The 23,856-nt window shown below is 59.9% G+C and carries 23 protein-coding genes; 13 read left to right on the forward strand and 10 right to left on the reverse strand.

Going from position 1 to position 23,856, the window contains the following annotated elements:
- The 5 genes from CZ322_RS02285 to CZ322_RS02305 all read left to right on the forward strand — a co-directional run bounded on the left by CZ322_RS02285 (position 1) and on the right by CZ322_RS02305 (position 3,705).
- Complete coding sequence (locus tag CZ322_RS02285) at positions 1 to 972, forward strand: DUF2079 domain-containing protein (RefSeq protein ID WP_234984540.1); 972 nt, start codon at positions 1 to 3, stop codon at positions 970 to 972.
- Positions 963 to 1,184, forward strand: a complete 222-nt coding sequence (locus CZ322_RS02290; RefSeq protein WP_143231813.1) for a hypothetical protein — start codon at positions 963 to 965, stop codon at positions 1,182 to 1,184. The genes CZ322_RS02285 and CZ322_RS02290 overlap by 10 nt, the downstream gene beginning before the upstream one ends.
- A 7-nt stretch (positions 1,185 to 1,191) precedes the next feature.
- The gene (locus tag CZ322_RS02295) at positions 1,192 to 2,874 is read left to right on the forward strand and encodes a DUF2079 domain-containing protein (RefSeq protein WP_159454975.1); all 1,683 of its coding nucleotides are present in this window, start codon (positions 1,192 to 1,194) and stop codon (positions 2,872 to 2,874) included.
- A gap of 73 nt (positions 2,875 to 2,947) precedes the next feature.
- Positions 2,948 to 3,349: a fluoride efflux transporter FluC gene (locus CZ322_RS02300; protein ID WP_159454976.1), complete on the forward strand. Its 402-nt coding sequence runs from the start codon at positions 2,948 to 2,950 to the stop codon at positions 3,347 to 3,349.
- Positions 3,346 to 3,705 carry a fluoride efflux transporter FluC gene (locus tag CZ322_RS02305; RefSeq protein ID WP_087070047.1) on the forward strand — a complete coding sequence of 120 codons (360 nt, stop codon included), beginning with the start codon at positions 3,346 to 3,348 and terminating at the stop codon, positions 3,703 to 3,705. The genes CZ322_RS02300 and CZ322_RS02305 overlap by 4 nt, the downstream gene beginning before the upstream one ends.
- Positions 3,706 to 3,748: 43 nt before the next feature.
- Here CZ322_RS02305 and CZ322_RS02310 read toward each other — a convergent pair whose 3' ends face one another.
- Positions 3,749 to 6,133, reverse strand: coding sequence for an ABC transporter permease family protein (locus tag CZ322_RS02310; RefSeq protein ID WP_145989827.1), 2,385 nt, complete (start codon positions 6,131 to 6,133; stop codon positions 3,749 to 3,751).
- The gene (locus tag CZ322_RS02315; RefSeq protein WP_159454977.1) at positions 6,130 to 6,798 is read right to left on the reverse strand and encodes an ATP-binding cassette domain-containing protein; all 669 of its coding nucleotides are present in this window, start codon (positions 6,796 to 6,798) and stop codon (positions 6,130 to 6,132) included. The genes CZ322_RS02310 and CZ322_RS02315 overlap by 4 nt, the downstream gene beginning before the upstream one ends.
- A 222-nt stretch (positions 6,799 to 7,020) precedes the next feature.
- Here CZ322_RS02315 and CZ322_RS02320 point away from each other — a divergent pair, with 222 nt between their 5' ends.
- From CZ322_RS02320 to CZ322_RS02330, 3 genes are all read left to right on the forward strand, one after another.
- Positions 7,021 to 8,241 carry a glutathione S-transferase family protein gene (locus tag CZ322_RS02320; protein WP_087070050.1) on the forward strand — a complete coding sequence of 407 codons (1,221 nt, stop codon included), beginning with the start codon at positions 7,021 to 7,023 and terminating at the stop codon, positions 8,239 to 8,241.
- The gene (pgm, locus tag CZ322_RS02325; RefSeq protein WP_087070051.1) at positions 8,238 to 9,908 is read left to right on the forward strand and encodes a phosphoglucomutase (alpha-D-glucose-1,6-bisphosphate-dependent); all 1,671 of its coding nucleotides are present in this window, start codon (positions 8,238 to 8,240) and stop codon (positions 9,906 to 9,908) included. Before CZ322_RS02320 ends, pgm begins: the two co-directional genes overlap by 4 nt.
- A gap of 217 nt (positions 9,909 to 10,125) precedes the next feature.
- Positions 10,126 to 10,554 carry a hypothetical protein gene (locus tag CZ322_RS02330; protein ID WP_143231814.1) on the forward strand — a complete coding sequence of 143 codons (429 nt, stop codon included), beginning with the start codon at positions 10,126 to 10,128 and terminating at the stop codon, positions 10,552 to 10,554.
- Between the two features lie 5 nt (positions 10,555 to 10,559).
- Here CZ322_RS02330 and CZ322_RS02335 read toward each other — a convergent pair whose 3' ends face one another.
- Positions 10,560 to 11,132 (reverse strand): Panacea domain-containing protein, encoded by a 573-nt coding sequence (locus CZ322_RS02335; RefSeq protein ID WP_087070053.1) that lies wholly within the window; start codon positions 11,130 to 11,132, stop codon positions 10,560 to 10,562.
- A 147-nt stretch (positions 11,133 to 11,279) separates the two neighbouring features.
- Positions 11,280 to 11,762: a DUF4232 domain-containing protein gene (locus tag CZ322_RS02340; protein WP_087070054.1), complete on the reverse strand. Its 483-nt coding sequence runs from the start codon at positions 11,760 to 11,762 to the stop codon at positions 11,280 to 11,282.
- Positions 11,763 to 11,945: 183 nt separating this feature from the next.
- Between CZ322_RS02340 and gndA the strand changes: the two genes are divergently transcribed.
- The 5 genes from gndA (at position 11,946) to CZ322_RS02365 (ending at position 18,030) form a co-directional block, all read left to right on the forward strand.
- Positions 11,946 to 13,403: an NADP-dependent phosphogluconate dehydrogenase gene (gndA, locus tag CZ322_RS02345; protein ID WP_087070055.1), complete on the forward strand. Its 1,458-nt coding sequence runs from the start codon at positions 11,946 to 11,948 to the stop codon at positions 13,401 to 13,403.
- Between the two features lie 597 nt (positions 13,404 to 14,000).
- Positions 14,001 to 15,053, forward strand: a complete 1,053-nt coding sequence (locus CZ322_RS02350; protein ID WP_087070056.1) for a siderophore ABC transporter substrate-binding protein — start codon at positions 14,001 to 14,003, stop codon at positions 15,051 to 15,053.
- A 63-nt stretch (positions 15,054 to 15,116) separates the two neighbouring features.
- Positions 15,117 to 16,118, forward strand: a complete 1,002-nt coding sequence (locus CZ322_RS02355) for an ABC transporter permease (RefSeq protein WP_026429002.1) — start codon at positions 15,117 to 15,119, stop codon at positions 16,116 to 16,118.
- Positions 16,115 to 17,170: an iron chelate uptake ABC transporter family permease subunit gene (locus CZ322_RS02360; RefSeq protein ID WP_087070057.1), complete on the forward strand. Its 1,056-nt coding sequence runs from the start codon at positions 16,115 to 16,117 to the stop codon at positions 17,168 to 17,170. The genes CZ322_RS02355 and CZ322_RS02360 overlap by 4 nt, the downstream gene beginning before the upstream one ends.
- Positions 17,171 to 17,277: 107 nt before the next feature.
- Positions 17,278 to 18,030, forward strand: a complete 753-nt coding sequence (locus CZ322_RS02365; protein WP_026429004.1) for an iron ABC transporter ATP-binding protein — start codon at positions 17,278 to 17,280, stop codon at positions 18,028 to 18,030.
- Between the two features lie 201 nt (positions 18,031 to 18,231).
- Here the strand turns inward: CZ322_RS02365 and CZ322_RS02370 are convergent, their stop codons facing one another.
- From CZ322_RS02370 to CZ322_RS02395, 6 genes are read right to left on the reverse strand one after another with little or no spacing between them, the layout of a single operon-like run.
- Positions 18,232 to 19,584: an MFS transporter gene (locus CZ322_RS02370; RefSeq protein ID WP_087071139.1), complete on the reverse strand. Its 1,353-nt coding sequence runs from the start codon at positions 19,582 to 19,584 to the stop codon at positions 18,232 to 18,234.
- A 29-nt stretch (positions 19,585 to 19,613) separates the two neighbouring features.
- Complete coding sequence (locus CZ322_RS02375; RefSeq protein ID WP_087070058.1) at positions 19,614 to 20,561, reverse strand: sugar kinase; 948 nt, start codon at positions 20,559 to 20,561, stop codon at positions 19,614 to 19,616.
- Positions 20,558 to 21,226 carry an L-ribulose-5-phosphate 4-epimerase gene (locus CZ322_RS02380; protein ID WP_026429007.1) on the reverse strand — a complete coding sequence of 223 codons (669 nt, stop codon included), beginning with the start codon at positions 21,224 to 21,226 and terminating at the stop codon, positions 20,558 to 20,560. The genes CZ322_RS02375 and CZ322_RS02380 overlap by 4 nt, the downstream gene beginning before the upstream one ends.
- Before the next feature lie 8 nt (positions 21,227 to 21,234).
- Positions 21,235 to 22,119 (reverse strand): L-ribulose-5-phosphate 3-epimerase, encoded by an 885-nt coding sequence (locus tag CZ322_RS02385; RefSeq protein ID WP_234984425.1) that lies wholly within the window; start codon positions 22,117 to 22,119, stop codon positions 21,235 to 21,237.
- Positions 22,107 to 22,763: a 3-dehydro-L-gulonate-6-phosphate decarboxylase gene (locus CZ322_RS02390; protein WP_087070059.1), complete on the reverse strand. Its 657-nt coding sequence runs from the start codon at positions 22,761 to 22,763 to the stop codon at positions 22,107 to 22,109. Before CZ322_RS02390 ends, CZ322_RS02385 begins: the two co-directional genes overlap by 13 nt.
- 1 nt (position 22,764) lies before the next feature.
- Positions 22,765 to 23,754 (reverse strand): phosphotriesterase family protein, encoded by a 990-nt coding sequence (locus tag CZ322_RS02395; protein ID WP_026429010.1) that lies wholly within the window; start codon positions 23,752 to 23,754, stop codon positions 22,765 to 22,767.
- Positions 23,755 to 23,856: the final 102 nt, after the last annotated feature.

Genomic DNA, 23,856 nt, shown 5'->3' on the forward strand with positions numbered 1-23,856 from the left:
CTGGCCGACCAGTACGCCCGCTGGCAATTCCCACCCATCGTGGATATTAAAGGCCCGGGCTTCAACCTGTGGGGCGATCATTTCCATCCCATTTTGCTGCTGACCGGGCCGCTGTTCTGGCTCTGGCCTTCCGGGTTGAGCCTCCTCACCCTCCAAGCGGTACTCTTCGGGATCTCGGTGTATCCCATCGCACGTTTCGCCCGGGCGCGGGTGGGTTCCGTGCCGGGCACCCTCATCGGGGTGGCCTACGCGACCAGCTGGGGGCTCACGTCCGCGCTCGTGGTGCAATTCCACGAAATAGCCTTCGCGGTGCCCCTGCTCGCTTTCGGGCTAACCGCCTGGCTGGAGAGCCGCTACCGGCGCGCCGCCGTGCTCATCTCCCTGCTGGTTTTCGTCAAGGAGGACCTCGGCCTCACGGTAGCCTGCTTCGGGGTGCTGGTGGCGCTGCTCAGCTGGCGCGGGGCGCGCGAACTGGCCGGCATTGGCGCCTTCCTGGCCGCCTGGGGCACCGCCTGGTTCCTGGCCGCCACCCAGGTTATCCTCCCGGCTTTCAATAATTCCGGGCAGTGGGACTACGCCGGGCGGGTGCGCGAAGGCCTCGACCTGGCGAGCATGCTCCTCGAGCCTAACCGCTGGGGCACCCTCTGCTATATCGTGGCTGCCCTGGGAATCGTGGGGCTGCGCAGCCCGTGGGCGGCGCTGCTGCTCCCCACTCTCGCCTGGCGTTTCGTGGGGGATAACCCCTATTACTGGACTATTTTGTGGCACTATTCGGCGGTGCTCGCGCCGATGATCGCCGTAGCGCTGACCGATGGGCTCGCGCGGGCGGGTGCGCGCGGCGGCGTCGTACCACCACCGGAGACGCAAGAATCTGAAGCTCCCGCGGCCGCACCCGCGCAACGCGATGCCCTGGGCGTGCTGGCTNGGCGGCGGCCGGCACCGGGCGGCATATCCTCGCCGACGTGGTCATGATGGCCTACGTGGTGCCGGGCAATACCGTGTACTGGGAGCACAGCTACGGGGGCGCGCATATTGACACGGTGGTGTTTTCCAACCGGCTCAACCACGGGGACGGCGCCCAGGTGGTGGCGTGGATTACCGCGAAAGTGGGCGGGCAGTGGCATATTGTCACCGAGGATGCCGGCTATGTGGTGGTGGCTCGCGACGGCACGGACGGAAGGTGAGAAACGGATGATGATGACTCGCCGCACGGCAGTATCGCGCCGCATGCCGGTGCCGCACCGCATGACGCTGGCTCGCACCGCGACCTGGTACCGCCCGCTGCGCACCGACCCGGTTCCCTACCTGGTTGCGCTTCTTAGTTTTATTCTTTTTACCGCTTTTTCGCTGCACCAGTGGGCTTCTATGCAGACGTCCTCCTGGGACCTGGGCATTTTCACGCAGCTCGCCCAGCGTTACGCGCATCTCGAAGCGCCCATCGTGGATATTAAAGGCCCTGGTTTCAACCTGTGGGGCGATCATTTCCATCCCATCCTCGTGGTGCTCGGCCCGATTTTCGCGCTGTGGCCCAGCGGCGCCACCCTGCTAATTGTGCAAAACGCGCTCTTCGCGATCTCCGCGATTCCGCTCACCCGCCTGGCGCGGGCACGCTGCGGGGCAGGGGTGGGGACCGCTTTCGGCCTGCTCTACGCGGTGTCCTGGGGGCTGTCGGCCGCGGTGGCCGCGCAATTCCACGAGATCGCCTTCGCGGTGCCCCTCCTCGCCTACGGGCTGACGGCCTGGGTGGAGGGTCGCTACCGGCGCGCCGCGCTCCCGCTCGGAACGCTCGTTTTCGTCAAAGAAGACCTCGGCCTCACGTTGATCGCTTTCGGCGTAGCCGCGCTACTGGCGGAGTTTTTCGCGCAGAGGCGGGCGGTCTGCGGCGCAACGGAGCAGAACGACGACGGCGCCGCCACGGCGGCGCAAACTCGGAGCGCGCGAGCTCAGGCACTCTGGGCGAGCCCTGCGGGGCGCTGGGCGGTGGGCCTGGCGATATGGGGCGCGGTGTGGTTTGTACTTTCTATCTGGGTGCTGCTGCCGGCTTTCAATCCGGACGGTGCCTGGGATTACACGGATCGCCTCACGGGCGATGCCGGGCTTTTCACCGGCGCGGCTACGAAGCTGATGACCCTGGCGGTGCTGCTGGGCAGCGCCGGAGTGGTGGGCTTGGTCAGCCCGTGGATTCTGCTTATGCTCCCGACCCTGGCCTGGCGTTTCACGGGAAACGTGGAATTCTACTGGGGCCTGGACTGGCATTATTCCGCCGTGCTCATGCCGATTGCCACCATTGCGCTGCTCGATGGGCTGGGGCGGCTGGAGCGTTCTGTATGGCTTCGGGCGCGGCGTGGACATGCCGAGCACGCGACGCATGGCGAGTGCTCCCCGCGCAGCGAATGCGCCACGGGCCGCGAACGCACTACGCGCAGCGAACGTGCGACGCGCAGCGGGCACATCAAGCGCGGCTTGATCACGCTCGCGCTGGCCGCCAGCGTGATTGCCACGCTGGTCGGTACCCGCACCAACGCGGTGGGCTGGTGGATCCAGGGGCGTTACAACGGAGCGAGCGCGGAGGAGCGCGCCGGCGCGCGGGAAGCCCTGGCCGCGGTGCCGGATGGTTCCCACGTGGTTACCGATATTCATATGCTGGCCTACCTGGTGCCGAATAATACGGTGTACTGGGAGGGAACCCGCGGGAATGCCGGGGCGAACGCGGTGGTCTTCGCGCCCCAATCGAAGGCTAACCACGGGGATGCACAGCAGATTCTCGACTGGGCCAGCGCAACCTTCGGGGGCACCTGGCATATTGCTAGCGATAAGGGCGGCTACGTGACCGTGCTACCCGGCGAAGCCCCCGCGCGCGAGGAGGGAAAATAACACGGCTACATCTGGGTCTACTTCTACGGATAAAACGCGCCCACTCTATCGGGACGCGACCGGGCTGCTCCTCGTGTTCCTCGGTGGCGGGGCCGGCACGGTAGCACGCGCGCTCGTCCCGAGCGTGGCGGCGCCGATTATCGTCAATCTCGCGGGGGCTTTCCTCCTCGGCCTCATCACCGGCTTCTTCACCACGGGCGGGCATCGATACGGGGCTCGGTTGCGACTGCTGCTCGGCACCGGTTTCTGCGGTGGTTTCACCACCTATTCGAGCTTCGTGGCGCTCAGCTCCCACCTGGCCACCGGCGAGGTCCTCAGCGGTGCACCAAGCGAGCTGGCGCGCCTGGCCGGGCTGGCTGCGGGAGGCACTCTTTTCGGTGGTTTCCTGCTTGCGTTTGCCGGGATGGCCTGCGGGCGAGCGCTGGGTCGGCACTTCCTCCCGACATGCCGGCGCGCGGGCGGTGATGCGGCATGACGCTCCTGCTTCTTGGTCTAGCGGGCGGGCTGGGTGCCCTGTGCCGCGGGATTCTCGATTCTTTCCTCACCGCGCGGCTCAAGCCGACGTGGCCGGCCGGGATTTTCACGGTGAATGTGATCGGCTGTTTCCTCTTCGGGCTCGTGACCGGCGGCGGGGCGCTTTCCGCCTGGATCGGTCCGTACAGTCTTTACGTCACCACCGGTTTTTTGGGTGGTTTCACTACTTTTTCGACGGCGATGACCGATGCCCTCGGCCTCTTCGAAAAGCGCCGCTACTGGGCCTGCATCAGCCTCCTGCTCGGGAATTTCATCCTCGGCATCGCAGCGTTCTTCGCCGGGCTGGCGCTCGGGTAGAGCCAGGTAGAGCGAGTTCTCATGAAGCGATACGCTAGGGAGCTCACCGGCGGTTCACATTTTCTGCGAAAGGTCGGATTCCCAATCGCAGCGCCGGAAGTACGGCAAGCAACCCCACGAGCGTGAGCGCCCACAACCATCCATAGTCATGCGTCACCGGAGAATACGTGAAGGGCAGGCGGTCCATTGCGGCCAACCGGCCAAGAACAACCCCGGAGCCAAGGCTGAGCACGTAGCTGGTGATCAACGGCGCCACCAAACGCCAACGAGCGCGATTCCCTCCGCCGCCCAGCTCAATGAGCCGGCGTTCCGTCGTTTGTTCAGAGACTACGGCCGTCACTGTTGCTAGCAGCACGACGGGAGCTACCAACAGGGCCAGCAGCTGGCGCACTACCGCTTGTGCCTTCAATTGCCGTATTCCTGGTTCATCTGGATCAACAAGGAACGCGAAGGGCGCTTCCAATAAAACCGTGGAGCGGATACCGTCGCGGACTTCATCAGAAAAGCTTCCGAAGCCAAAAATAATAACCGTGTACGAATATGGTTCCCCCACGCCTAACTGCGTGAGTAGCGGAGAATCGGGTGGGAGAATCAAACCGCTGAGCACGTTGTTTTCCAGGCGCTCATCCGCGATGAGCCCATCAGCCGTAAAGGTCCCGGTTACCTGCCCGTCAGAGAGCGCGATTCCGAGTAGCGTCGTCGCCCCACTTTCGGAAACGAAAGAAGCCGGGGCGTGGTTAACGTACCCACGGTCAAGAAGCCCACCGGAAGCGACCATGACCAAGTCCAGTGCCGCGGTAGGGCAATCACCAAGATCAGATGCGCTTTTAATGCACGGAGCTCCCGCCGAATCCACAATTCTATACATCCGGTCGTGTGTTGCTACGTCACCGAAAATAGCGGCGCGCTCCGAGATTTCTGGGTAGCGCTGCATCAGGTTATCGACCGCGTTTTTATTAGCACCCGTGATGGAGAGATAACTTGTTTCGCCGCTCACCTGACGGCTAGTCCAGTTACTTAGCACCGCCACACTACTCGCGTAGAGGGAAGCGTAATAGGAAAGGACAAAAACCACAGCCATACCCAATAACGCCATTTTCTGCATTCGCTGTGCCAAGCGCGCGGTGACAGGGTAACGCCGGCTTCCAGGCTGAAGTGCGTAGGCGAGACTCGGAATGCTCAAAGCACCCGCAATCATCGCCGCGTAGTGCCCGTAAGGGAAGATATACAGTTGCCGTGCTGCGACGAAAGCTACGGCGAGCACCGTGCCGATAATCCCAATCCCCAATAACAGCCGCCGTGAAAATATCTCACCGTGCAGTTTTCTGCGGTGCCGGCGCGCCTCGAAGAAAACCGTCGTGCCAGCGGCGAGCACACCACCGATAAGCATGAGAAGAAGCACCGCTACCGCTGTTGAGTTAATGGCTCCCCATTCCGGTTCTTCCCAGCGCTGTTCGACATACTCTCCGAGGGCCCCTGCGAAACTCACGTGTACAGCGGCAGCACTACCCCACCCGAGAATCCCTCCGACCAGGGCGGTCACGGTGGCGGATGCACACGTTGTTGCGGAAGCCTTCCACCGGGTATCACCCAGAGAAAGGAGGATCCGGTAGATCTCACGCCTTCGCGACCGGCCCGATCCGTAGAGAGCCACAATCACCACGCTGAGCATCACCAAGCCAATAAACCATGCCAATTGCGGTGGGATAGCCTGATTGCTGAGTGTGTATGCGCCCATTCGTGCCGACGTTACCGCGGCCGTCGTCGCCTGCCCGCCACCGCGGGTAAGCTCAACTTCAATCGGCGCCAACGATTCATTGGTAAGCCACACATCGGCTTGACCGAGTACCTCCGAGCTATCTGTCAATGCAACGCCGCTTAGCTCCCGAATGGAGGCGGGGTTTTCGGTCACGCCGCTCACCCGGAATTCCGCAGCGGTTCCGGTCTTATCCCCTTCTGCGACCTGAGTATCGACGAGTTCAAGAACATCACCCACGCTCAGGTTTAATTGCCGGGCAGCTTCCACGCTGATGGAGATGTCCCCCGGCCGCGCCGGATAACTTCCCTGGCGCAATACTCCGATGTTTGCCGGGCCGCTGGTCATAGTCACATCAGCAACCGTGGCGCTTTGGGTTTGTGCAGAGAGAAGATTCGCCCGGGTTCGGGAAAGGGCCACCGCGCGCCCGCTGCTCCCAAGCTTTTCCATATAGCTTTGCACTGCGGCATTTCCCGTCACTTGCTGGAAATACGAGCCAAACGAAGCCGTAGCACCGCGTTCCACCGCACGTCCATGTGCGGATACGCAGGCGGCCACCGTGGCCGCTAGCGCTACGGCAATAAGCGCCAGGAGTGCGGTTCGCAAGGTAGCGAAAGAACGCTGCCCCGCCATTTTTAGGATGAGGAGGACGCGCTGTTTACCCATGGTCATGACTCCAGAATCAGCTGATGCTCACTGATGCGAACAATGGCATCGGCATGGGCAGCGAACTGGCTATCGTGAGTCCCCGCAATAACAATAAGGCCCTCTTCGTGAGCAAGGTCAGCGAGTAAAAGAGCTATATGTTCAGTGTTGTCACGGTCGAGCGCCCCGGTGGGTTCATCCGCAAGGAGGATTCGTGCCGAGCCCATTAATGCTCGTGCGATAGCGACTCGTTGCTGTTCACCACCGGAGAGTAAATCAACGTTCCTATACGCGTGCTCTATTAGCCCCACGCGGTCTAAAAGCTCAAGGGCACGTTTTTTATCTTCTTTACCTGAGCGGCCCGTGGTGATCTCAGCCGCTAGAAGAAGGTTGTCGAGGGGTGATAAAAACGGAATGAGAAGATAGTCCTGGAAAATCCGGCACATGACTGATGCCCGCAATTCACGCGGTGGAATGCTGGCAAGGTCTTTGCCTGCGATGACTATTTTTCCCGCGTCAGGTTCTAACTCGCGGGCAAGAATGCGGAAGAGTGTGGTTTTGCCGGAACCGGAAGGGCCCATGAGTGCGTAAAAACGGCCCGGTGAAAAGCTCGCCGTGGCGCCCGAAAAAATAATGCGTTGTTCCTGCTGGGCTTTATATGCGAAATCAAGCCCGATCACGTCTACCGTCATTGCCGCAAGTCTCCTCCGTATCGCCTTTGATTCGCGAGTCCCACACTGCATATGCAGTGACTTACATTACTTATATTCTAACCTATACGCTTCACCCGACTTACCGCGCGCGGAGACCTGGCCCCCGCCCACCCAATCTGATATATTCTTCAACGATCAGGGCTCATCAGCAACCGATGCCCCGATCAACACCCAATACTCACCAACGCGCAGGGAGGCGAAATGACCATCGGAGCAACATTTACTCGCCGCGGCGAAGGCTACAGCCGCGACGCTCGCTATATCACCACGCGCGTGAGCCGCGACAGCACCAGCTTCCCCGTGGAGCCGGGGCGTTACCGCCTCATCGCGGCGCGCGCCTGCCCGTGGGCGAATCGCACGCTGATTGTGCGCCGCTTGCTCGGGCTGGAAAATGCTATATCGCTAGGCATCCCCGGCCCCACCCACGATGAGCGGTCCTGGATTTTTGACCGCGATGCGGGCGGAGTGGATCCGGTGCTCGGAATTCATTTCCTGCGCGATGCCTACCTGGCCCGCGACCCGAATTTCTCCTTGGGAATTACTGTTCCAGCCCTGGTGGATCTTGCTAGCGGCGCCGTCGCCACAAATGATTTTGCGCAGATGACGCTCGATTTTTCTACCGAGTGGCGCGATTTTCACCGCGAAGGTGCCCCAGATCTTTACCCCGCGGAACTGCGCCAGCCCATGGACGCGCTCATGCGCTATATCTACACCGAGATTAATAATGGCGTCTACCGTTGTGGTTTCGCCGGCAGTCAGGAGTCCTATAACCGCGCCTACCTGCGCCTTTTTACCGCACTGCGCAATATTTCCGAGCTGCTGGAGCAGCGCCGCTACCTCATGGGCGATCACATCACCGAGGCGGATGTGCACCTCTTTACCACCCTGGTGCGTTTCGACGCCGTCTACCACGGGCATTTTAAATGCAATGAAAAGAAACTGACCGAGATGCCGGTGCTGTGGGCCTACGCACGCGATCTTTTCCAGACCCCCGGCTTCGGGGACACCGTGGATTTTGAGCACATCACTTCGCATTATTACCGGGTTCATCTGGACGTGAACCCCAACCAGATCGTGCCGCTGGGCCCGGATACCTCCGGATGGCTCAGCCCGCACGGCCGCGAAGCCCTGGGTGGTGCGCCTTTCGGCGGGCCGGCCACCCGCGGGAAACGTTCCACCGCGCCCGGGCCGGTCGCTCCCGGCGAGGAAGTTCCACTGGCCGCGCGCGCCGGGCACTGGGGGAATTTCCACGAAGAACTCGCGCGCACCACAGAAGCCGCGGACAGCCGTGCGCAGGGAACCGAACACAGCCGCACGCAGGGCACCGAACACAGCCGTACGCACGGCAGCAACGGCGATGTTATCCACCCGCGGAACAAGTCCCGCGATTGGAGCGCAATTCGTGGGATACTCAATGTATGAACGAACGCGCAGGAACCCCGGCCCGCCCCGAAGATCTCATCAATGTTGATGAGCTGGTGGCGGCATATTACGATATCGAACCCGATCCGACTAACCCCCTCCAGCAGGTGGTTTTCGGAACTTCCGGCCATCGTGGCTCAGCTTTCGATGGCGCCTTTAATGAAGCCCATATCGCGGCAACCACGCAGGCGATCGTGGACTACCGCAATAAGCAAGGCTATGACGGCCCCATTTTCGTGGGCCGTGATACCCACGGGCTGTCCCTCCCGGCGGAAAAAACCGCTATCGAGGTGCTGGTAGCCAACGGCGCTGATGTGCGGGTGGATGCTCGCGGCTCGTGGACTCCCACCCCGGCGGTCTCGCTGGCCATCCTGGAGGCGAACGGCGCCCCGCACGCGCTGCGCCTGGACGGCCCGGGCCTGGCCGACGGCATTGTTATTACGCCGTCCCACAACCCGCCGCGCGATGGTGGCTTCAAGTACAACCCGCCCAATGGCGGCCCGGCGGATACCGATGCCACGAAGTGGATCGCAGCGCGGGCCAATGAGCTCATCGCCGCGGGGTGGAAGAACATCGCCCGCGTGCCCTATGAGGATGCGGCCGCGAAGGTGGGCACCTATGATTTCCGCGATGCGTATGTCACCGCGCTGGATACCATCATTGATTTCGAGGCGATCCGCACGGCGGGCGTGCGCATTGGCGCGGACCCGATGGGCGGCGCCTCGGCCGAATACTGGCAGGAAATCGCAGACCGCTACGGCATTGACCTGACCGTGGTCAATCCCGAAGTGGACCCGGCCTGGCCTTTCATGACTCTGGATTGGGACGGCAAGATCCGCATGGATTGCTCCTCGCCCTACGCGATGGCGGGCCTGCTCCACCGCATGGAACCGGATGCAAGCGGCCGCGCTCCTTACGATCTAGCCACCGGGAACGACGCCGATTCCGACCGGCACGGCATCGTCACCCCGGATGCCGGCCTCATGAACCCCAACCACTACCTCGCAGTGGCCATTGAATACCTCTTCACGCACCGCCCGCAGTGGTCCGAGCGGGTGAACGTCGGGAAAACCCTGGTGTCCTCCTCGCTTATCGACCGGGTGGTGGCCGGCATTGGCCGCACCCTCGTGGAGGTCCCGGTGGGCTTCAAGTGGTTTGTATCCGGCCTGGTGAGCGGCGAGATCGGCTTCGGCGGGGAAGAATCCGCCGGCGCTTCCTTCCTCCGCAAGGACGGTTCGGTGTGGACCACGGATAAGGACGGGCTTGTGCTCGACCTGCTCGCGGCAGAAATCACCGCGGTAACCGGCAAGTCCCCCTCCCAGCTCCACGATGAGCAGGTGGAACGCTACGGCTCCTCGGCTTACGCCCGGATCGACGCCCCCGCCACGAAGGAAGAAAAGGCCAAGCTCGGCAAGCTTTCCCCGGCGGACGTCACGGCCACGGAACTGGCCGGTGAGCCGATTACCGCGAAGCTGGTGGAAGCACCCGGGAACCACGCGGCGATTGGCGGCCTCAAGGTCACCACGGAAAATGCGTGGTTTGCGGCCCGGCCTTCCGGCACGGAGGATGTCTACAAGATTTACGCCGAATCCTTCCGCGGCCCGGAACACCTGGCCCAAGTCCAGGAGGAAGCGCGCGCCGTGGTTGCGGCCGCGTTGGGTAACTAAGAACGTCACTACATAGGAACGATGACGACGCGGGGCGGGTGGCTGTGCCACCCGCCCCGCCCCTTGCCAACATCCCAATATGGCAGGGAATCCAAAAAGTAGGCGCCAAAACCCGCCGCAATTTTTTTGATGGCCTCGCGAATTTTTTTGGCAGTTCACGACATTTTTNAAAACCATACTTTTTGCGATAGTACTGAACTAAAGCGTCATCGCCAGTATGCAAGACAAGATACCTGGCGCTAGAAAACCTGATGCTATCCAGGAAACAAGAAAAAACGCCGTACATCATGAGAACACCAAATGGCGGCTTCCCTGCACAAGAAGCATCGAGAGCAAATTTTCCAAGCAAAACAGCCGGATGCATTTTATAGGAGCCAGCGGTCCCGCCATTTTTCGGATCGAAATACTTGTCTCTGCGCCGGACATCATCGCACAATACCGAGTACGAGGAAAGACAAAAATACCCGAGAGGAACGTTGCTGTTTTTCGGAAGTACCACCCACACTCGGCAAAGATCTTCGCTATCCGCGCGCAGAGCATGACGGCGCAGCCAGGTTCCGTGATAGTCGCCATCGCCAAGCGTGGAAAAAGACGAAAGATCATGGCCTGCGCTAATTTGGGTAAGCTCCAGGCCATGCTTCGATAACAGGCTCATGCCCGACACAGCGCCAAAATATCCTCAACGAAGGACCCGTGATCGAAATCGGCAACAGGTTCCTCTTCAAAAACCGTCACCGCTCGCTCAGGCAACTCCAATCCTTCCGGGACTTTTTTAGCTATGAAGTGATCGATAATATCGGAGCTAGGAAGATCGGCCCGCTCGCTTCCTTCTACCCGGTTATTCCAGGCAGTAATCCAGGGCTGTTCTTCGTGAGTCATATCCCGAAGCTCCCACCTATCGTGCGGGCTGTAGTAATCCCACACGGCCTCAAGAATCTCTTTTTCATAAAGAGAAAACTCAGCAGGTGAAAAACCGTGACGCTCCTGGGCACGCGCAAGCGGCTCTTCCGTCACCTCAATGGTTTTAGCATGAGCCGAATAGAGGTCGGATATGACAGGTCCGTGCTTCATCGCGTAAAAATGTTCGCGGAAAAGGGGCCGGGCAGTTTCGTAGGCGTACCACCCGTAAGCATAGAAGCACAACTTCTGCAAGGTAATAGCGGGAATGCTTCGCGTAGGAGATTTCCGAATAAAAAACCGCGCAACATCAAAAACGGTGATCATACCTACCCCCTCACAGCCCTTGAAAACCGACAGAGTCTCTTACTCCAGCCTATTGCAGAAATGTGGCGTCGTATACATTACGCACAGCACACTTTTTACGACGACGCGGGGCGGGTGACTGTGCCACCCGCCCCGGTTGATTCCCCGCTAGCGGACTTCGCTCAGCAGGTCGATATCATCATCCTGACAGCCCGTGAGATCGACGGGAATGTCAATATCCTCCCCGCCGTCCTCGATATCCACCTCAAGATGGGTGGCAGGCTTAGCGGGCGCACACCCGGGCACACTCCCTGGATCGGCCACCGCCACAGTCCAGCTCACGCTGGAACCCGGAGCGATGCTGCCAGCTTGGGAGCTCAGTTCCAGATTCTCGGACACGCCATCCCCGGCGGCGTCTTTCAGCTCGATGTCCACATCCGGATGCAGGGTACAGGCCGCCTGTGAAGAATTCGTGAGGGTGAGAATATACGTGCCGGCCGCGCTCTTGTCCGCACCGCTAGCTGCGCCCCCGCCCGCACCCCCGGGCTCGAATCTGGCTGCCAGATTCGCCGCGCCGCACGCNCGGCAGCGGTGGCAGCAGCGGCAAAGAGGGCCGTGAATCGTGTTATTTTCATACCGCCACCCTAACAAGCACCCGCGAAACCGACCGTATTTCGAGGAAAAATGACAAGATTCTCATCCGGCTGTCATTTTTCGCGCCCTCGCCTTGGAAGCGAACGGAACACACATCCACGATCTGCGCGCGGGACTCTAGAATAGATGCGTTAGAAACCTCAATCAGGCGTTCTGAGAAGTCGTAGAAGAAGGAGCCGCATGTCTATTCCCACCCCGCCCGTTGGCGTTGCAGATATCGGAGTGACCGGGATGGCGGTGATGGGCTCGAACCTGGCCCGCAACCTCGCCAGCCGCGGCTACAAAGTTGCTATCCACAATCGCACCGCCGCGAAAACCGAGCGGGTGATGGCCGAGCACGGCAGCGAAGGGGAATTCTACCCGAGCGAATCCATGGCGGATTTTGTGGCCTCGCTGGCCCGCCCGCGGGTGGCCATTATTATGGTCAAGGCCGGCAAGCCCACCGATGCGGTGATTGAGGAGCTCGCCGATCTCATGGAGCCGGGCGATATTATCGTGGACTGCGGGAATTCACTCTTCACCGATACCATGCGCCGCGAAGCGGAGATTTCCGCGCGCGGGCTGCATTTTGTGGGCACCGGGGTCTCCGGCGGTGAAGAGGGCGCGCTCAAGGGCCCCTCGATTATGCCCGGCGGCACCCGCGAATCCTATGATCGCCTGGGCCCCATGTTCGAGGCGATTGCCGCGCGCAAGAACGGCGAACCGTGCTGCACCTACGTGGGCCCCAACGGCGCCGGCCATTTCGTAAAAATGGTGCATAACGGCATCGAATATGCGGATATGCAGCTCATCGCGGAAGCTTATGACCTCATGCGCACCGCCCTGGGCATGAGCGCCGCGGAGATTGGCGACGTTTTCGAGCGCTGGAATTCCACCGAGCTGGACTCCTACCTCATTGAGATCACCGCCGAGGTACTGCGCCAGCGCGATGCCACCACCGGCGCCGCGCTCGTGGATGTGATTGCGGACGCCGCCGCCCAGAAGGGCACCGGGGCTTGGACCGTGCAAAACGCCGCCGCTTTCGGGGTGCCCGCCACCGGGATCGCCGAGGCAACCTTCGCGCGCAGCCTGTCCGGGGACGCCGCCGAACGCGCCGCCGGCCGCGCCCTGCCCGGGCACACCACCGAGGTCACGGTGGAGGATCGCGAGCGCTTCATCGAGGATATCCGCCTGGCCCTCTACGCCTCCAAGATGGTGGCCTACTCCCAAGGTTTCGAGCTCATCCGCAAGGGTTCCCTGGAGAATTCCTGGGGTATTGACCTGGGCGCGATGGCGCGGATTTGGCGCGCGGGCTGCATTATCCGCGCGGCTTTCCTCGACCGCATCACCGAGGCCTACACCCGCCAGCCCGATCTTCCGCTCCTCCTGGCCGACCCCTACTTCAGCTCCGAGATTTCCGGGGCGGTCGAGGCCTGGCGCCGGATTGTGGTATTCGCCGCGCAGCGCGGGGTGCCGATCCCGGCCTTCGCTTCCTCGCTGGCCTACTACGACGGCGTGCGCGCCGAACGCCTCCCGGCGAATCTTATCCAGGCCCAGCGCGATTATTTCGGGGCGCATACCTATCACCGTGTCGACACCGAGGGCGTGTTCCACACCGTGTGGCAGGATCCCGCCCGCCCGGAAGAGCACTGGGACTAGGTGCGCTCAGGCCAGGGCGCTGCGTTTAAGAACGCCAGGGCCGGGCGCGCCAGGGCTAGACGCGTTGGAGCCAAACACGCCGGGTCTGGTCAACGTTTGTTGAGTTATCCACAGATGTGACATATCCCGGGGCGCCATTCCCGCCACACTAACCTTCGGTAGCGTAACCTTGAAGAGTAGTACCGCGGGCGTGGGCCTCCCGAATTCTCAACGGGGTGCATAACTATCCCTCGCCAGTGGCTATACACCACAGCGACTGCACCTCGGTGGCAAGATCCGTTCCACATCTTGCTGCCGAGGTGCTTCTACCCCGCCGCGACCCGCGGGAACGTTAGTAGCACGACGACGCCGCCGCGCTACCGCGCGGCCTGCCGGCCCGAGGTCCTAAGGGGCCAGCACCGCAGATACCCCAAAACCCTGTTTCGTGACAGTGTCTCCAAAAAATGCCACATTAGTTAAGATCTATACACAGCGCGTAACTGGCACAATGCCGCATTATGCACATAGCCTTGAATTAAGGTGTCCCATATAAGTACACTCATGGATGGGTTAGGACTTCCTTCCCTAACGTATTTTTACTCTACGCAAAGGTAAACGATGAAGAAGACAGTTCGCGGCTTTTTCGCGCTTGTGGCTGCCGGCACCCTCGCTCTGGGTGCTTGCTCCAATGACTCGGCCAAGGATACCTCCTCCCCTTCGGCCGCCGCTTCGGAACCCGCCGCTGAGGCCACTTCGGAGGCCCCCAGCAGCGTTTCGATTACGGATTCGCACGGCACCCAGGAAGTTCCGGTCAATCCGGAGCGCGTGGTTTCCCTGGATAACCGCACTTTCGAAACCCTGCATGAGTGGGGCGTCAAGCTCCTCGCGGCTCCCAAGGATGTGATGCCGAAGGACGATCCGTACGTCAAGGATGACTCGGTCGTGAATATCGGCAACCACCGCGAACCGAATTTCGAGGCGATTACCGCAGCCAACCCCGATCTGGTTATCGTGGGCCAGCGCTTCGCCCAGCATTATGACAAGATCAAGGCCGCCGCCCCGAACGCCGCGATTATTGACTTGAATATCAAGCTGCCCAAGGAAGAACAGGATGCGGATGCCAATAAGTCCGGCGAACTCCTCATGGACGGCATGAAGAAGGACGTCGAGGATCTGGGCAAGATCTTCGGCAAGGAAAAGGAAGCCGCTAAGCTCAACGCGGATCTGGATGCCGCGATTGCCGCCGCGCGCGATGCCTACCCGGCCGGCCAGAAGGTGCTGTCCATCAACACCAACGGTGGCAAGATGGGTTACCTCGCCCCGGGCGTGGGCCGTACCCTCGGGCCGCTCTACCCGCTCCTCAACCTCACCCCGGCCTTCGATCTGGGTGAAGGAACCTCGAACCACAAGGGTGACGAAGTTTCCGACGAAGCTCTGGCGCAGGCCAACCCCGAGTGGATCCTCATTATGGACCGCGATGCCGGCGTGGGCGAAGGCAACGAAGCTCACGGTGCTGATCTGGTAACCAACTCCCCCGCCATGGCCAATGTGCCGGCGGTGCAGAAGAAGCAGATCCTGACCATGCCCGCGGATACCTACGTCAATGAAGGTCCGCAAACCTACATCGAATTCCTCAACGACCTGGCTAAGGCCTTCAAGGCCGCCAAGTAGCTCAGGCTAGAGGCTAACCAACCTGCGGGGGCCGGGAACCCGGCCCCCGCAGCATGTACGCCCATGACAACACCACCGCAGAGTTCTCTTTCCTCACGCAGACCTACCGCGAGCAGGCTGCTGCGCGCCCTGCCCCTGACCCTCGGCATTATTATTCTGGCCGGCCTGGTCTACCTATCCATGACCACCGGCACCTACAATATCGCCGAGCACGAAGGTGGCGAATTCATGTACTTCGCCACCCGCATCCCCCGCACCGCCTCCCTGGTGCTGGCCGGCGCCGCCATGGCCATGTGCGGGCTGGTTATGCAGCTGCTGACCCAAAATAAATTCGTGGAACCCACCACCACGGGCACCACCGAATGGGCCGGCCTCGGGCTGCTCGTCGTAATGTTCCTGGTCCCGCATACCTCGCTTATCGAGCAGATGCTGGCCGCCATCCTTTTCGCTTTTATCGGCACCATTATTTTCTTCCTGGTGCTGCGCCGGGTCACGCTGCGCTCCTCGGTGATTGTGCCGATTGTGGGGATTATGCTCGGCGCGGTTGTCAGCGCCATTTCCACGTTCTTCGCCCTCAAAACTGACACCCTGCAAACCCTAGGGGTGTGGTTCCAGGGCAGTTTCGCTAATGTGGTGGCCGGGCGCTACGAACCGCTGTGGATCGTTCTTATCGCCACGGTGCTTATTTTCATCCTGGCCGACCGCCTCACGGTGGCGGGCCTGGGTGAGGATGTGGCCACCGGCCTGGGCGTGAATTACAACCTCATCGTGCTGCTCGGCACCGGGGTGATCGCCCTGACCACCGGCGTGGTCACCGTGGTGATCGGCCGCATTCCCTTCCTCGGGCTCATCGTCCCCAATATTATTTCGCTGCTGCGCGGGGATGATCTGCGCTCCAACCTCCCCTGGGTGTGCGTTTTCGGGGCCGGGATCCTCACGGTCTGCGACCTGGTATCCCGCACCCTCATCGCTCCCTTTGAAATCCCGGTGTCACTGATCCTCGGCACCCTGGGAGCGGCCGTGTTCATCTTCCTTATTCTGCGGCAGCGCCGGAGGCTCTCATGAGCGTCGTCGTACCACAATCTCCCGAAAAATCTTGTGCCACGGGCGCAGCTCCCCGCCACGCGGGTGCCTTCGCGACCCCGCGGGCGCGGCGGCGCTACTGGCTGCTGCTCATCGGCATCGCGCTACTCGGCGTGGCTTTCACCGCGCTCTATTTTGTGTGGAATATTCCGGTGGCGGTGGGAAGCGAGGGCTTCTGGATTATTACCCGGATGCGAGCCGAGGCGGTGTTTTCGATTCTGCTGGTGGCCTTTTGCCAGTCGCTAGCCACCCTCGCGTTCCAGACGGTGACCACCAACCGGATTCTTACGCCGTCGATTATGGGTTTCGAGTCGCTGTATTCGGTGATTCACACCTCCACGATTTTCTTCTTCGGGGTGGCCGGATTCGTGGCTTTCACCGGGGTGCGGGCCTTCCTCATCCAGGTGGCGATTATGGTGGCGTGTGCGCTGGCGCTGTACGGCTGGCTGCTGCGCGGTAAGCTCGGCAGCCTGCATATTATGCTGCTTATCGGCATTATTATCGGCACTGGCTTGGGCTCACTGTCCGCGTTTATGCAGCGTATGCTCACGCCCTCCGAATTTGATGTGCTGTCCGCGCGCATGTTCGGCACCATCGCGAATGCGCGTTCGGATGTGTTCGTGGCGGCGCTGCCGCTAGCGCTCGGGGCGGGCCTGGCGCTCCTCCTCATTTCGCGTTCCCTCAACGCGATTGCGCTGGGGCGCGATGTGGCGGTGTCGCTGGGCGTCAATCACCTGCGGATGCTGCTCATTTCGCTCACACTTATCGCGGTGCTGGTCTCGGTGTCCACGGCGCTGGTGGGGCCGATGACGTTCTTCGGTTTCCTCGTGGCAACCCTCACCTACCAGGCGGCGGATACCTACGATCACCGTTTCCTCTTCCCCATGGCCGCCGTGATTGGTTACGCGGTGCTCATGGGTGGCTTCTTCGTGATGAAAAATATTTTCTCGGCGGAAGGCGTGGTCTCCATCATTATTGAGCTGGTGGGCGGCCTGACGTTCCTCGTCGTCGTATTGAGAAAGGGGCGGTTGTAATGCGCCACCGCAAGAAAACAGCAGGCACGCATCTTGAGGTTCCCGCGCCGGTGCCGCCGGTGGTCTCCCCGCATCTGCGTGCGGCCGATCTGAGCTGCGCCGATCCGATGATCCGTATGGAGGGCACCCGCCGCGATTACAGTTCGGAGGTGCGGATCGGCCCGGTCACCTTGGATATTCCGCACGGCGGGGTGACGGCCCTGGTGGGTCCGAATGGTGCGGGCAAGTCCACGCTACTCACGATGATTGGGCGGCTTATGCGTATGGACGCGGGCGCGATTGCGGTGGCGGGTCTTGATGTGACGACGACGAAATCCGCCGATCTTGCCAAGATTCTCGCGATTCTGCGCCAGGAAAATCACTTCGTTACCCGCCTGACGGTGCGTCAGCTGGTCGGCTTCGGGCGTTTCCCGTATTCGAATGGGCGCCTGACCGCCGAGGATGAGAAGATCATTTCCCGCTATATTGATTTCCTTGGGCTGACCGAGCTGGAAGGGCGCTACCTGGATGAGCTCTCCGGTGGGCAGCGCCAGCGCGCCTACGTGGCGATGGTCCTCACCCAGGAAACCGATTGCGTGCTGCTGGACGAGCCGCTCAATAACTTGGATATTTCGCATTCGGTGCAGATGATGCGCCACCTGCGCCAGGCCGCGGACGAGCTTCACCGCACCATCGTGCTGGTTATCCACGATATTAATTTCGCGGCACGCTACTCGGATCGCATTATTGCCATGCGCGAAGGCGTGGTCATGGATGCCGGCACCCCGGCGGATATTATGACCCCGGAGCGCCTCTCCGCGATTTTCGACGCGGAGATCGACGTGATCCCCGGCCCCTGCGGCCCGGTCGCGATTTATTAGCCTGAGGCGTGCGTGCTGGGCGCAATGAGAATTGCACGGCCCAGCACGGAGATTATTTTCATTCATGTAGGCCCTGCGTTGACCCTGATACAGAACCTCCCGAGGAGTGAACCTGGTTAATGACAAATTAGCCAGTTCATTCCTCGGGAGGACTTTGATGAAACACAAGGCTACACCATCACGGATGGCGACATAAGAAAACTAGACTTCTTCTAATTGCAAAGCCTTAGTTTCTTTCGCGAACATATAGATGCCCGCGCCGATGAAGAGCAATACCGCGAAGATGACGAAGGGCACCAGAACCACTTCCGGGGTCGGTTTACCTCCTCCGATCATCGCTCCCACCATGTAGGGACCGAATATCTTTGCCGTGGCACCTATCCCGTACCCCAGGCCGAGCCCGGTGGAGCGAGCCTCGTTGGGGAATTGCTCGGCACCGAAGGCGTTCAAGATACCGAAGGCGCCGTCACCAAAGGCCATGGCAATGAGGATGCCGATGAAGAAGATAATCCCGGCTGAGTATCCATCCATTTGGCTGGCAAAGGCCGCAATTAGGCAGCCGATACCGCCAAGGACGCCCCAGATCAGCATGGTTGTGCGCCGCCCGATGCGGTCAGAAATCCACGCTGAGCCCAAGCGTCCGAGCAGATCTGCCAGGGAAACACCCATGAACATGTAGACCACCGTGGAGATATCGAACTTGAAGGATTCGCCGAGGATGGCCTGTCCCCAGGACTGAATGGTGAAGGAACCTAAGATGAAACAGAAGGAGCCAAAGGTAACAATCGCCAACGCTTTGGGATACTTGGTGAAAATAACTCCGTATGATGCCGCTTGCTTTTGTTCATAAACAGGAAGCTCACCCACTTCTTCAACGGGAATCTGGAGTGCCCAGGCATAGGCCTTGCGTGCATCTTCCACCCGACCGCGCGACACCAGGTAGCGCGGCGACTCCGGGACGAAGAAGGCCCACGCCACGAGAACAACGGGTACACACCCCAGGGCAATGAGTCCTTTCCATCCCAAGGGTTCACCGAGGAACTTTGTTGCCAAGGACCCTAAGAAAATACCCAGAGGAATGAAAACCGAGGTCAGACCAGAGAGTAAGCCACGCTGTTTCGCGGGAACGAATTCCTGGACATAGGGGATAGAAGTGATGTTCAGACCCCCAACCCCGATGCACACACCAACGCGGTAGAGAGCCAGTAACAGCCATTGACCGGGCGTGATGGTCAGACACAGAGCCGTGAATACCACCAAAACCACGATGCAACTAATGAAAGCGGTTTTACGTCCGAAGCTGTCGGCGAGGCGGCCCCACATAATCGCTCCGACTACGGTACCCACGCCGGAAGCCGCTCCGATGATGCCGGCTTGCATTCCGGTGAGTTCCCAGCCTGGAGTTTTCATCAACAGGGCGATGACGAAGCCAATGAGGAACAAATCGAAGAACTCCGAAATGTTACCCACCACGGTCATGCCGATCAAACTGCGCTGGTTGCGGGTTAGCGGACGGGAGTCAACTTGCTGCATTGCAGTTACAGAACTACTCATCATTAATTCTCCTTTACACGTCGCCACTTCTAGCGCAAGATGTCAGAGTTGTCGGCAGTTTCCAGTTCGCCGTGGCTGATACGGGTTAAGTCACCGTGATGTGTTAGCGCGATCTTCGCGGTTCGCATCCCAATCCGTACCCCGGCATCGAGATCGCCATTGAGATAGCCATACAAGGTACCGCCTACGAAGGAATCTCCGGCCCCGGGCCGATCCATCACGGGCACACGTTCCACGTCGTAGACCTTCTCGCCTTCAGCGGTAGAAGAATAGGTGCCGTCCAGTTGATCCGTGGAAACAACCACCGGAACCTCGAGGAATTCGCGCAGGTCGTGGCAAACTTGCGGGCCGCTACCCTTGAGCCCGAAAACCGAGCCAGCATCCCTGCGGGAACAGAACACGATGGAAGACTTCCGGGCAATCGGTTCTAGCACCTTACGTGCCTGGGCGCCGTCCCACAGGAGGGATCTGTAGTTGACGTCAAGCGCTACTTTGATTTTCCGCTCATGGGCCTGATCAACGAAGTAGGTCAATACCTTAGCGGTTTTTTCCGTCAAAGCAGCAGTGATACCGGTGACGAACACCATCTTGGTATCTAGCATGTCATCCCAGTTGACATCGTCGATGTCAATGTCCCGAAATGGGGTGTGTAAACGGTCATAGGTGACCTTGCCGGGTAGCGGCATCTCGCCTGGTTCAAGGAAATAGAGTGCCACCCGCCCTTCTTTCCGCATCACTACGTTAGACAGGTCGATCCCGGCCGAACGGAATTCCGAGAGAACCCTTTCGGAAAGGCCGCTTTCGGGCAGTACCGTACACCAAGCCGTTTTCTTGCCTAGCTGGGCCAGTAATCCGGCAACATTCGCTTCAGAACACGCGGCGGTCATCTTTAATCCCCGGGAGGAAACGAGGTGTTCTCCTTTGGGGCAGGTCAGCCGAATCTGACCTTCACCAATGGTGGTTAATTCGTACTTCATTGTCGAACTCCTAAACTTGCATTCATAGTGCCGTACCGATTTTGGTAACGATCATGATTGGCTAATACTTCCTCAGCTGGCAGATCCTCAATCTGCCCGAGGCCGGTGGCGATCGCGACGGTGCGAGCCACATCCTCTACCATCACAGCAGCTTGTAGCGCCTTGGCAATAGACGAACCAATAGTGAACACGCCATGCTGCTTCATCAATATGGCAGGGGAATCCCCGATGGAACGGATGACCTCCGCTCCGATTTCATCGCTGCCGATTCTGGCATACCCTCCACAAGGAATAGGGCCGCCGAATTCATCCGCGATGGCTGTTAGGCAACAGGGGATGGGTTTCCCTACCGCCGCAAATGCGGTGGCGTAGCGGGAATGAGTATGAATGACCGATTTGACATCCTTTTTGTGTTGGTAGATATAGAGATGTGAGCTCGTATCCGAGGACGGTCCGTGTTCCCCTTCCACTACCCGGCCGTCGGGAGCCACGACCACCATGTCCTTGGGTGTCATGTCTTCGTAGCGCATCCCCGAGGGTTTAATGACGATGTAGCCGGTTTCCTCGTCAATGGCGGAAAGGTTCCCGCCTGTCCAGGCAACCAATCCGTGACGTGGTAGTTCTAAGTTGCCGGCACACACTTCTTCGCGTAATTGCTCGAGCATAGTTACGGTTACGTCCTTTCTGGGGGAATGACGATAATGTTTGATTGCCTCAGGAGCACCTCAAGATATTCGCGTGCGGCGATGCACTTCGCGATTGAGTCCGGAGCGTCGTCGTTCCACATTTCGAGCATGATTCTGCCACTCCAGTTCTGACGCGCGAGTTCTCGGAAGGCTGCCGGGAAATCGACACATCCCTCGCCCAGCGGTATCCGTCGAGGTTGTCCGGGAAGTACGTCTTTGACGTGCAAAGCGACCATGCGCCCTTCCCCCGCTGCCAATTCGCTGGTTGCATCCCCGCCGTGTTCGGCAATGTTGCCGATATCGGGGTAGATGCGCAGCCAGGGCGAGGGCAGCTGCTCGAGAACTTTGACCACGTCAGGTATAGCTGCGAGGTCGTTCCCATCCACATTTTCGATAGCGAGGATAATGCCGCGTTGTTCCGCGTAGGGTAAGGCGAGGGCAAGAGTTTCCAGGTAGCGTTGCGCCGCATCGGGGTCGTGAGGTTCGTAGTAGGCGTAGTAACCCGCCACTTGCACGACCGGAATACCCATGTCCACACAGAAATCAATCGCTTTCCGGTACAGTTCAAGGGCTCGCTGGCGCATCTGCGGGTCTTGTGAACCAGGCATGACTGCCCGATGCGCCGAAAGACAGATGCCCCCTAAACGGATATGGGCCTGCCTTGCTGCTTCCCGCACGTTCTGCCGTTGGCGGTAATCCCACTCGAGGCGCTTCATGCGCTCGACGCTTTCATCGATGGAAAGATCCACGAAGGAAAACCCAGCTTCCCTGGCGTTGCGGAAAAATACACCCCAGTCATCTGTGCTAGGCAAGGCTTTTTCGTAGATTCCCAGGGTGACAGTGGATTCTTTTCGCTGCGTCACGCGTTCCACACCTGCCTTATCTTGGTTTGCAGGGCGGTGGCGGCCGCCAGGGGATCTTCGGCCTGGGTGATAGTGCGACCCGCGATGATGATATCCGGGTATTGCCCCGAGAATGCGTCGAGGTCAGCCACGCTCATCCCTCCGGTGATAGTTACCGTGAAACCGAGTTCCTTCAACTGCGCGATGCGTTCGAAGTCATGAGGTCCCCAGGTGAGTTTCCCCGCGGCTTCCAAGTCACGCGAGCGCTTCACGATGGCGTGTTTCACCCCAATATCCGCCCACTTCCGGGCTTTTTCCAGGGTGTAGTGTTCCTCAGCCAGTTCCACTTGCACCTCGCCGTGGAAACCTTCGGCTACCTTGACCACCTGTTCAATAGTGGTCAGCGATGCACCCGCCACGCAGGACACCCACGACGCTCCCGCCTCGAAGCAATTCCGGGCAATGAGGGAACCCGCTTCCGCGATGCGTACATCGGCCAGAATCGGTTTTTCGGGAAACAAAGCGCGGATTTCTCGCACTGCCCGTAGGCCTTCATTGATAATCAAGATGGTGCCGCACTCGATAATGTCAATCTGGGAGTGCGCTTTTTGCAGGGGCGCCAGCGCGTCTTCCATAGTTAAGGTATCGAGGGCAATTTGCAGTTGTGGCCGCATCTTAGCTGTCCTTACGCATGGTGAAGAAGCGCTGCGCGTTGTACATCAGCAGGTCTTCCACGTAAGCGCGATCAAAACCTTCGTCGAGCATGCGAGGTCCATCCACGGCAGGATTGAAGTCAACCCCTGTCACGGAACCGTAGGCTTTCTGATAGGAGGCCTTACCCGAGTCGGTTCCCAGGATAATCCGCTTGCCGTATCCCAGTTTTCCAAGTTCGCGCAGCTCCATGATCCGGTTGGAATCCGGTTGGTACTTGATTCGGTGAGTGCCGTCAATCTCCAGCCAGGCTCCGGTATCGAGGATTTGCTTCAAATACCACACATCGGCATTGCGCTGGATGTGGCCGATGGCAATCTGGTCCGCCGGCACACCGAGCTTAATGAGCTCCCGAGCCTGTTCAATCCCGCAGGTGCCGTACGTGGTGTGCGTGTTAATCGGTGCACCTGTCTCAATGGAAGCAATAGCGCATGCCCGCATGCACTTGTATTCAAAATCGGTAATCATGCCGTAGGAAGTCGCGACTTTGATACACCCGGCCTTCATCTTGGTGCGTTCCACGATAGGCCCGGAGTAGTCGAAACGGTCGATACCTTCTGTAATGTCTTTAATCAACAGGTCGGCAATCTGGTTGACCGTGTAGCGGCTGACCCAGTGCGAACGGGTCTCGAGGTAGACCTTTTCGCGGTGGAAACCGGTGCAGGCAATCACCTGCAGATTCGGCACCCGGTTATTAACTTCCAGCAACTTCTCCAGGTCACGCCCCGAGTTAGCCGGACACATGTCCACAACCGTGCCGCCGTGAGGACTCCACTTCAGCGAAGCCTCGGCAAAGTATGTTCCTTCTTCGACGGCCTTGTCCACATCCGCCAGCAAATGATCGGGGTCAATGTACACTTCCCCGGCTCCCGTACGAATCAAGTGGTCATGCGCATTTACAACCCCGAGGGTCTCCGGCGCCACATCACCTTTGATTGTGCGTGCGTAACTCATTGCATTCTCCTTTGATTGCAACTGACTACCTCTATCTGAGGCCTGGCATTCAGCGTAGATAGAGTTTGTCAAGCAGAAAAGGAGTATTTTGAACATATGTTC

Origin of the sequence: Actinotignum timonense, from assembly GCF_900155575.1 — a bacterium.
Taxonomy (GTDB): domain Bacteria; phylum Actinomycetota; class Actinomycetes; order Actinomycetales; family Actinomycetaceae; genus Actinotignum; species Actinotignum timonense.

What these genes read in the sequence shown, in the direction of transcription:
- CZ322_RS02295 (WP_159454975.1), top strand. Translation starts at nt 1,192, where the DNA reads ATGATGATGACTCGCCGCACGGCAGTATCGCGCCGCATGCCGGTGCCG.
- CZ322_RS02305 (WP_087070047.1), top strand. Translation starts at nt 3,346, where the DNA reads ATGACGCTCCTGCTTCTTGGTCTAGCGGGCGGGCTGGGTGCCCTGTGC.
- CZ322_RS02310 (WP_145989827.1), bottom strand. Translation starts at nt 6,133, where the DNA reads ATGACCATGGGTAAACAGCGCGTCCTCCTCATCCTAAAAATGGCGGGG.
- CZ322_RS02315 (WP_159454977.1), bottom strand. Translation starts at nt 6,798, where the DNA reads ATGACGGTAGACGTGATCGGGCTTGATTTCGCATATAAAGCCCAGCAG.
- CZ322_RS02320 (WP_087070050.1), top strand. Translation starts at nt 7,021, where the DNA reads ATGACCATCGGAGCAACATTTACTCGCCGCGGCGAAGGCTACAGCCGC.
- pgm (WP_087070051.1), top strand. Translation starts at nt 8,238, where the DNA reads ATGAACGAACGCGCAGGAACCCCGGCCCGCCCCGAAGATCTCATCAAT.
- CZ322_RS02330 (WP_143231814.1), top strand. Translation starts at nt 10,126, where the DNA reads ATGCAAGACAAGATACCTGGCGCTAGAAAACCTGATGCTATCCAGGAA.
- CZ322_RS02335 (WP_087070053.1), bottom strand. Translation starts at nt 11,132, where the DNA reads ATGATCACCGTTTTTGATGTTGCGCGGTTTTTTATTCGGAAATCTCCT.
- gndA (WP_087070055.1), top strand. Translation starts at nt 11,946, where the DNA reads ATGTCTATTCCCACCCCGCCCGTTGGCGTTGCAGATATCGGAGTGACC.
- CZ322_RS02350 (WP_087070056.1), top strand. Translation starts at nt 14,001, where the DNA reads ATGAAGAAGACAGTTCGCGGCTTTTTCGCGCTTGTGGCTGCCGGCACC.
- CZ322_RS02355 (WP_026429002.1), top strand. Translation starts at nt 15,117, where the DNA reads ATGACAACACCACCGCAGAGTTCTCTTTCCTCACGCAGACCTACCGCG.
- CZ322_RS02360 (WP_087070057.1), top strand. Translation starts at nt 16,115, where the DNA reads ATGAGCGTCGTCGTACCACAATCTCCCGAAAAATCTTGTGCCACGGGC.
- CZ322_RS02365 (WP_026429004.1), top strand. Translation starts at nt 17,278, where the DNA reads ATGATCCGTATGGAGGGCACCCGCCGCGATTACAGTTCGGAGGTGCGG.
- CZ322_RS02370 (WP_087071139.1), bottom strand. Translation starts at nt 19,584, where the DNA reads ATGAGTAGTTCTGTAACTGCAATGCAGCAAGTTGACTCCCGTCCGCTA.
- CZ322_RS02375 (WP_087070058.1), bottom strand. Translation starts at nt 20,561, where the DNA reads ATGAAGTACGAATTAACCACCATTGGTGAAGGTCAGATTCGGCTGACC.
- CZ322_RS02380 (WP_026429007.1), bottom strand. Translation starts at nt 21,226, where the DNA reads ATGCTCGAGCAATTACGCGAAGAAGTGTGTGCCGGCAACTTAGAACTA.
- CZ322_RS02390 (WP_087070059.1), bottom strand. Translation starts at nt 22,763, where the DNA reads ATGCGGCCACAACTGCAAATTGCCCTCGATACCTTAACTATGGAAGAC.
- CZ322_RS02395 (WP_026429010.1), bottom strand. Translation starts at nt 23,754, where the DNA reads ATGAGTTACGCACGCACAATCAAAGGTGATGTGGCGCCGGAGACCCTC.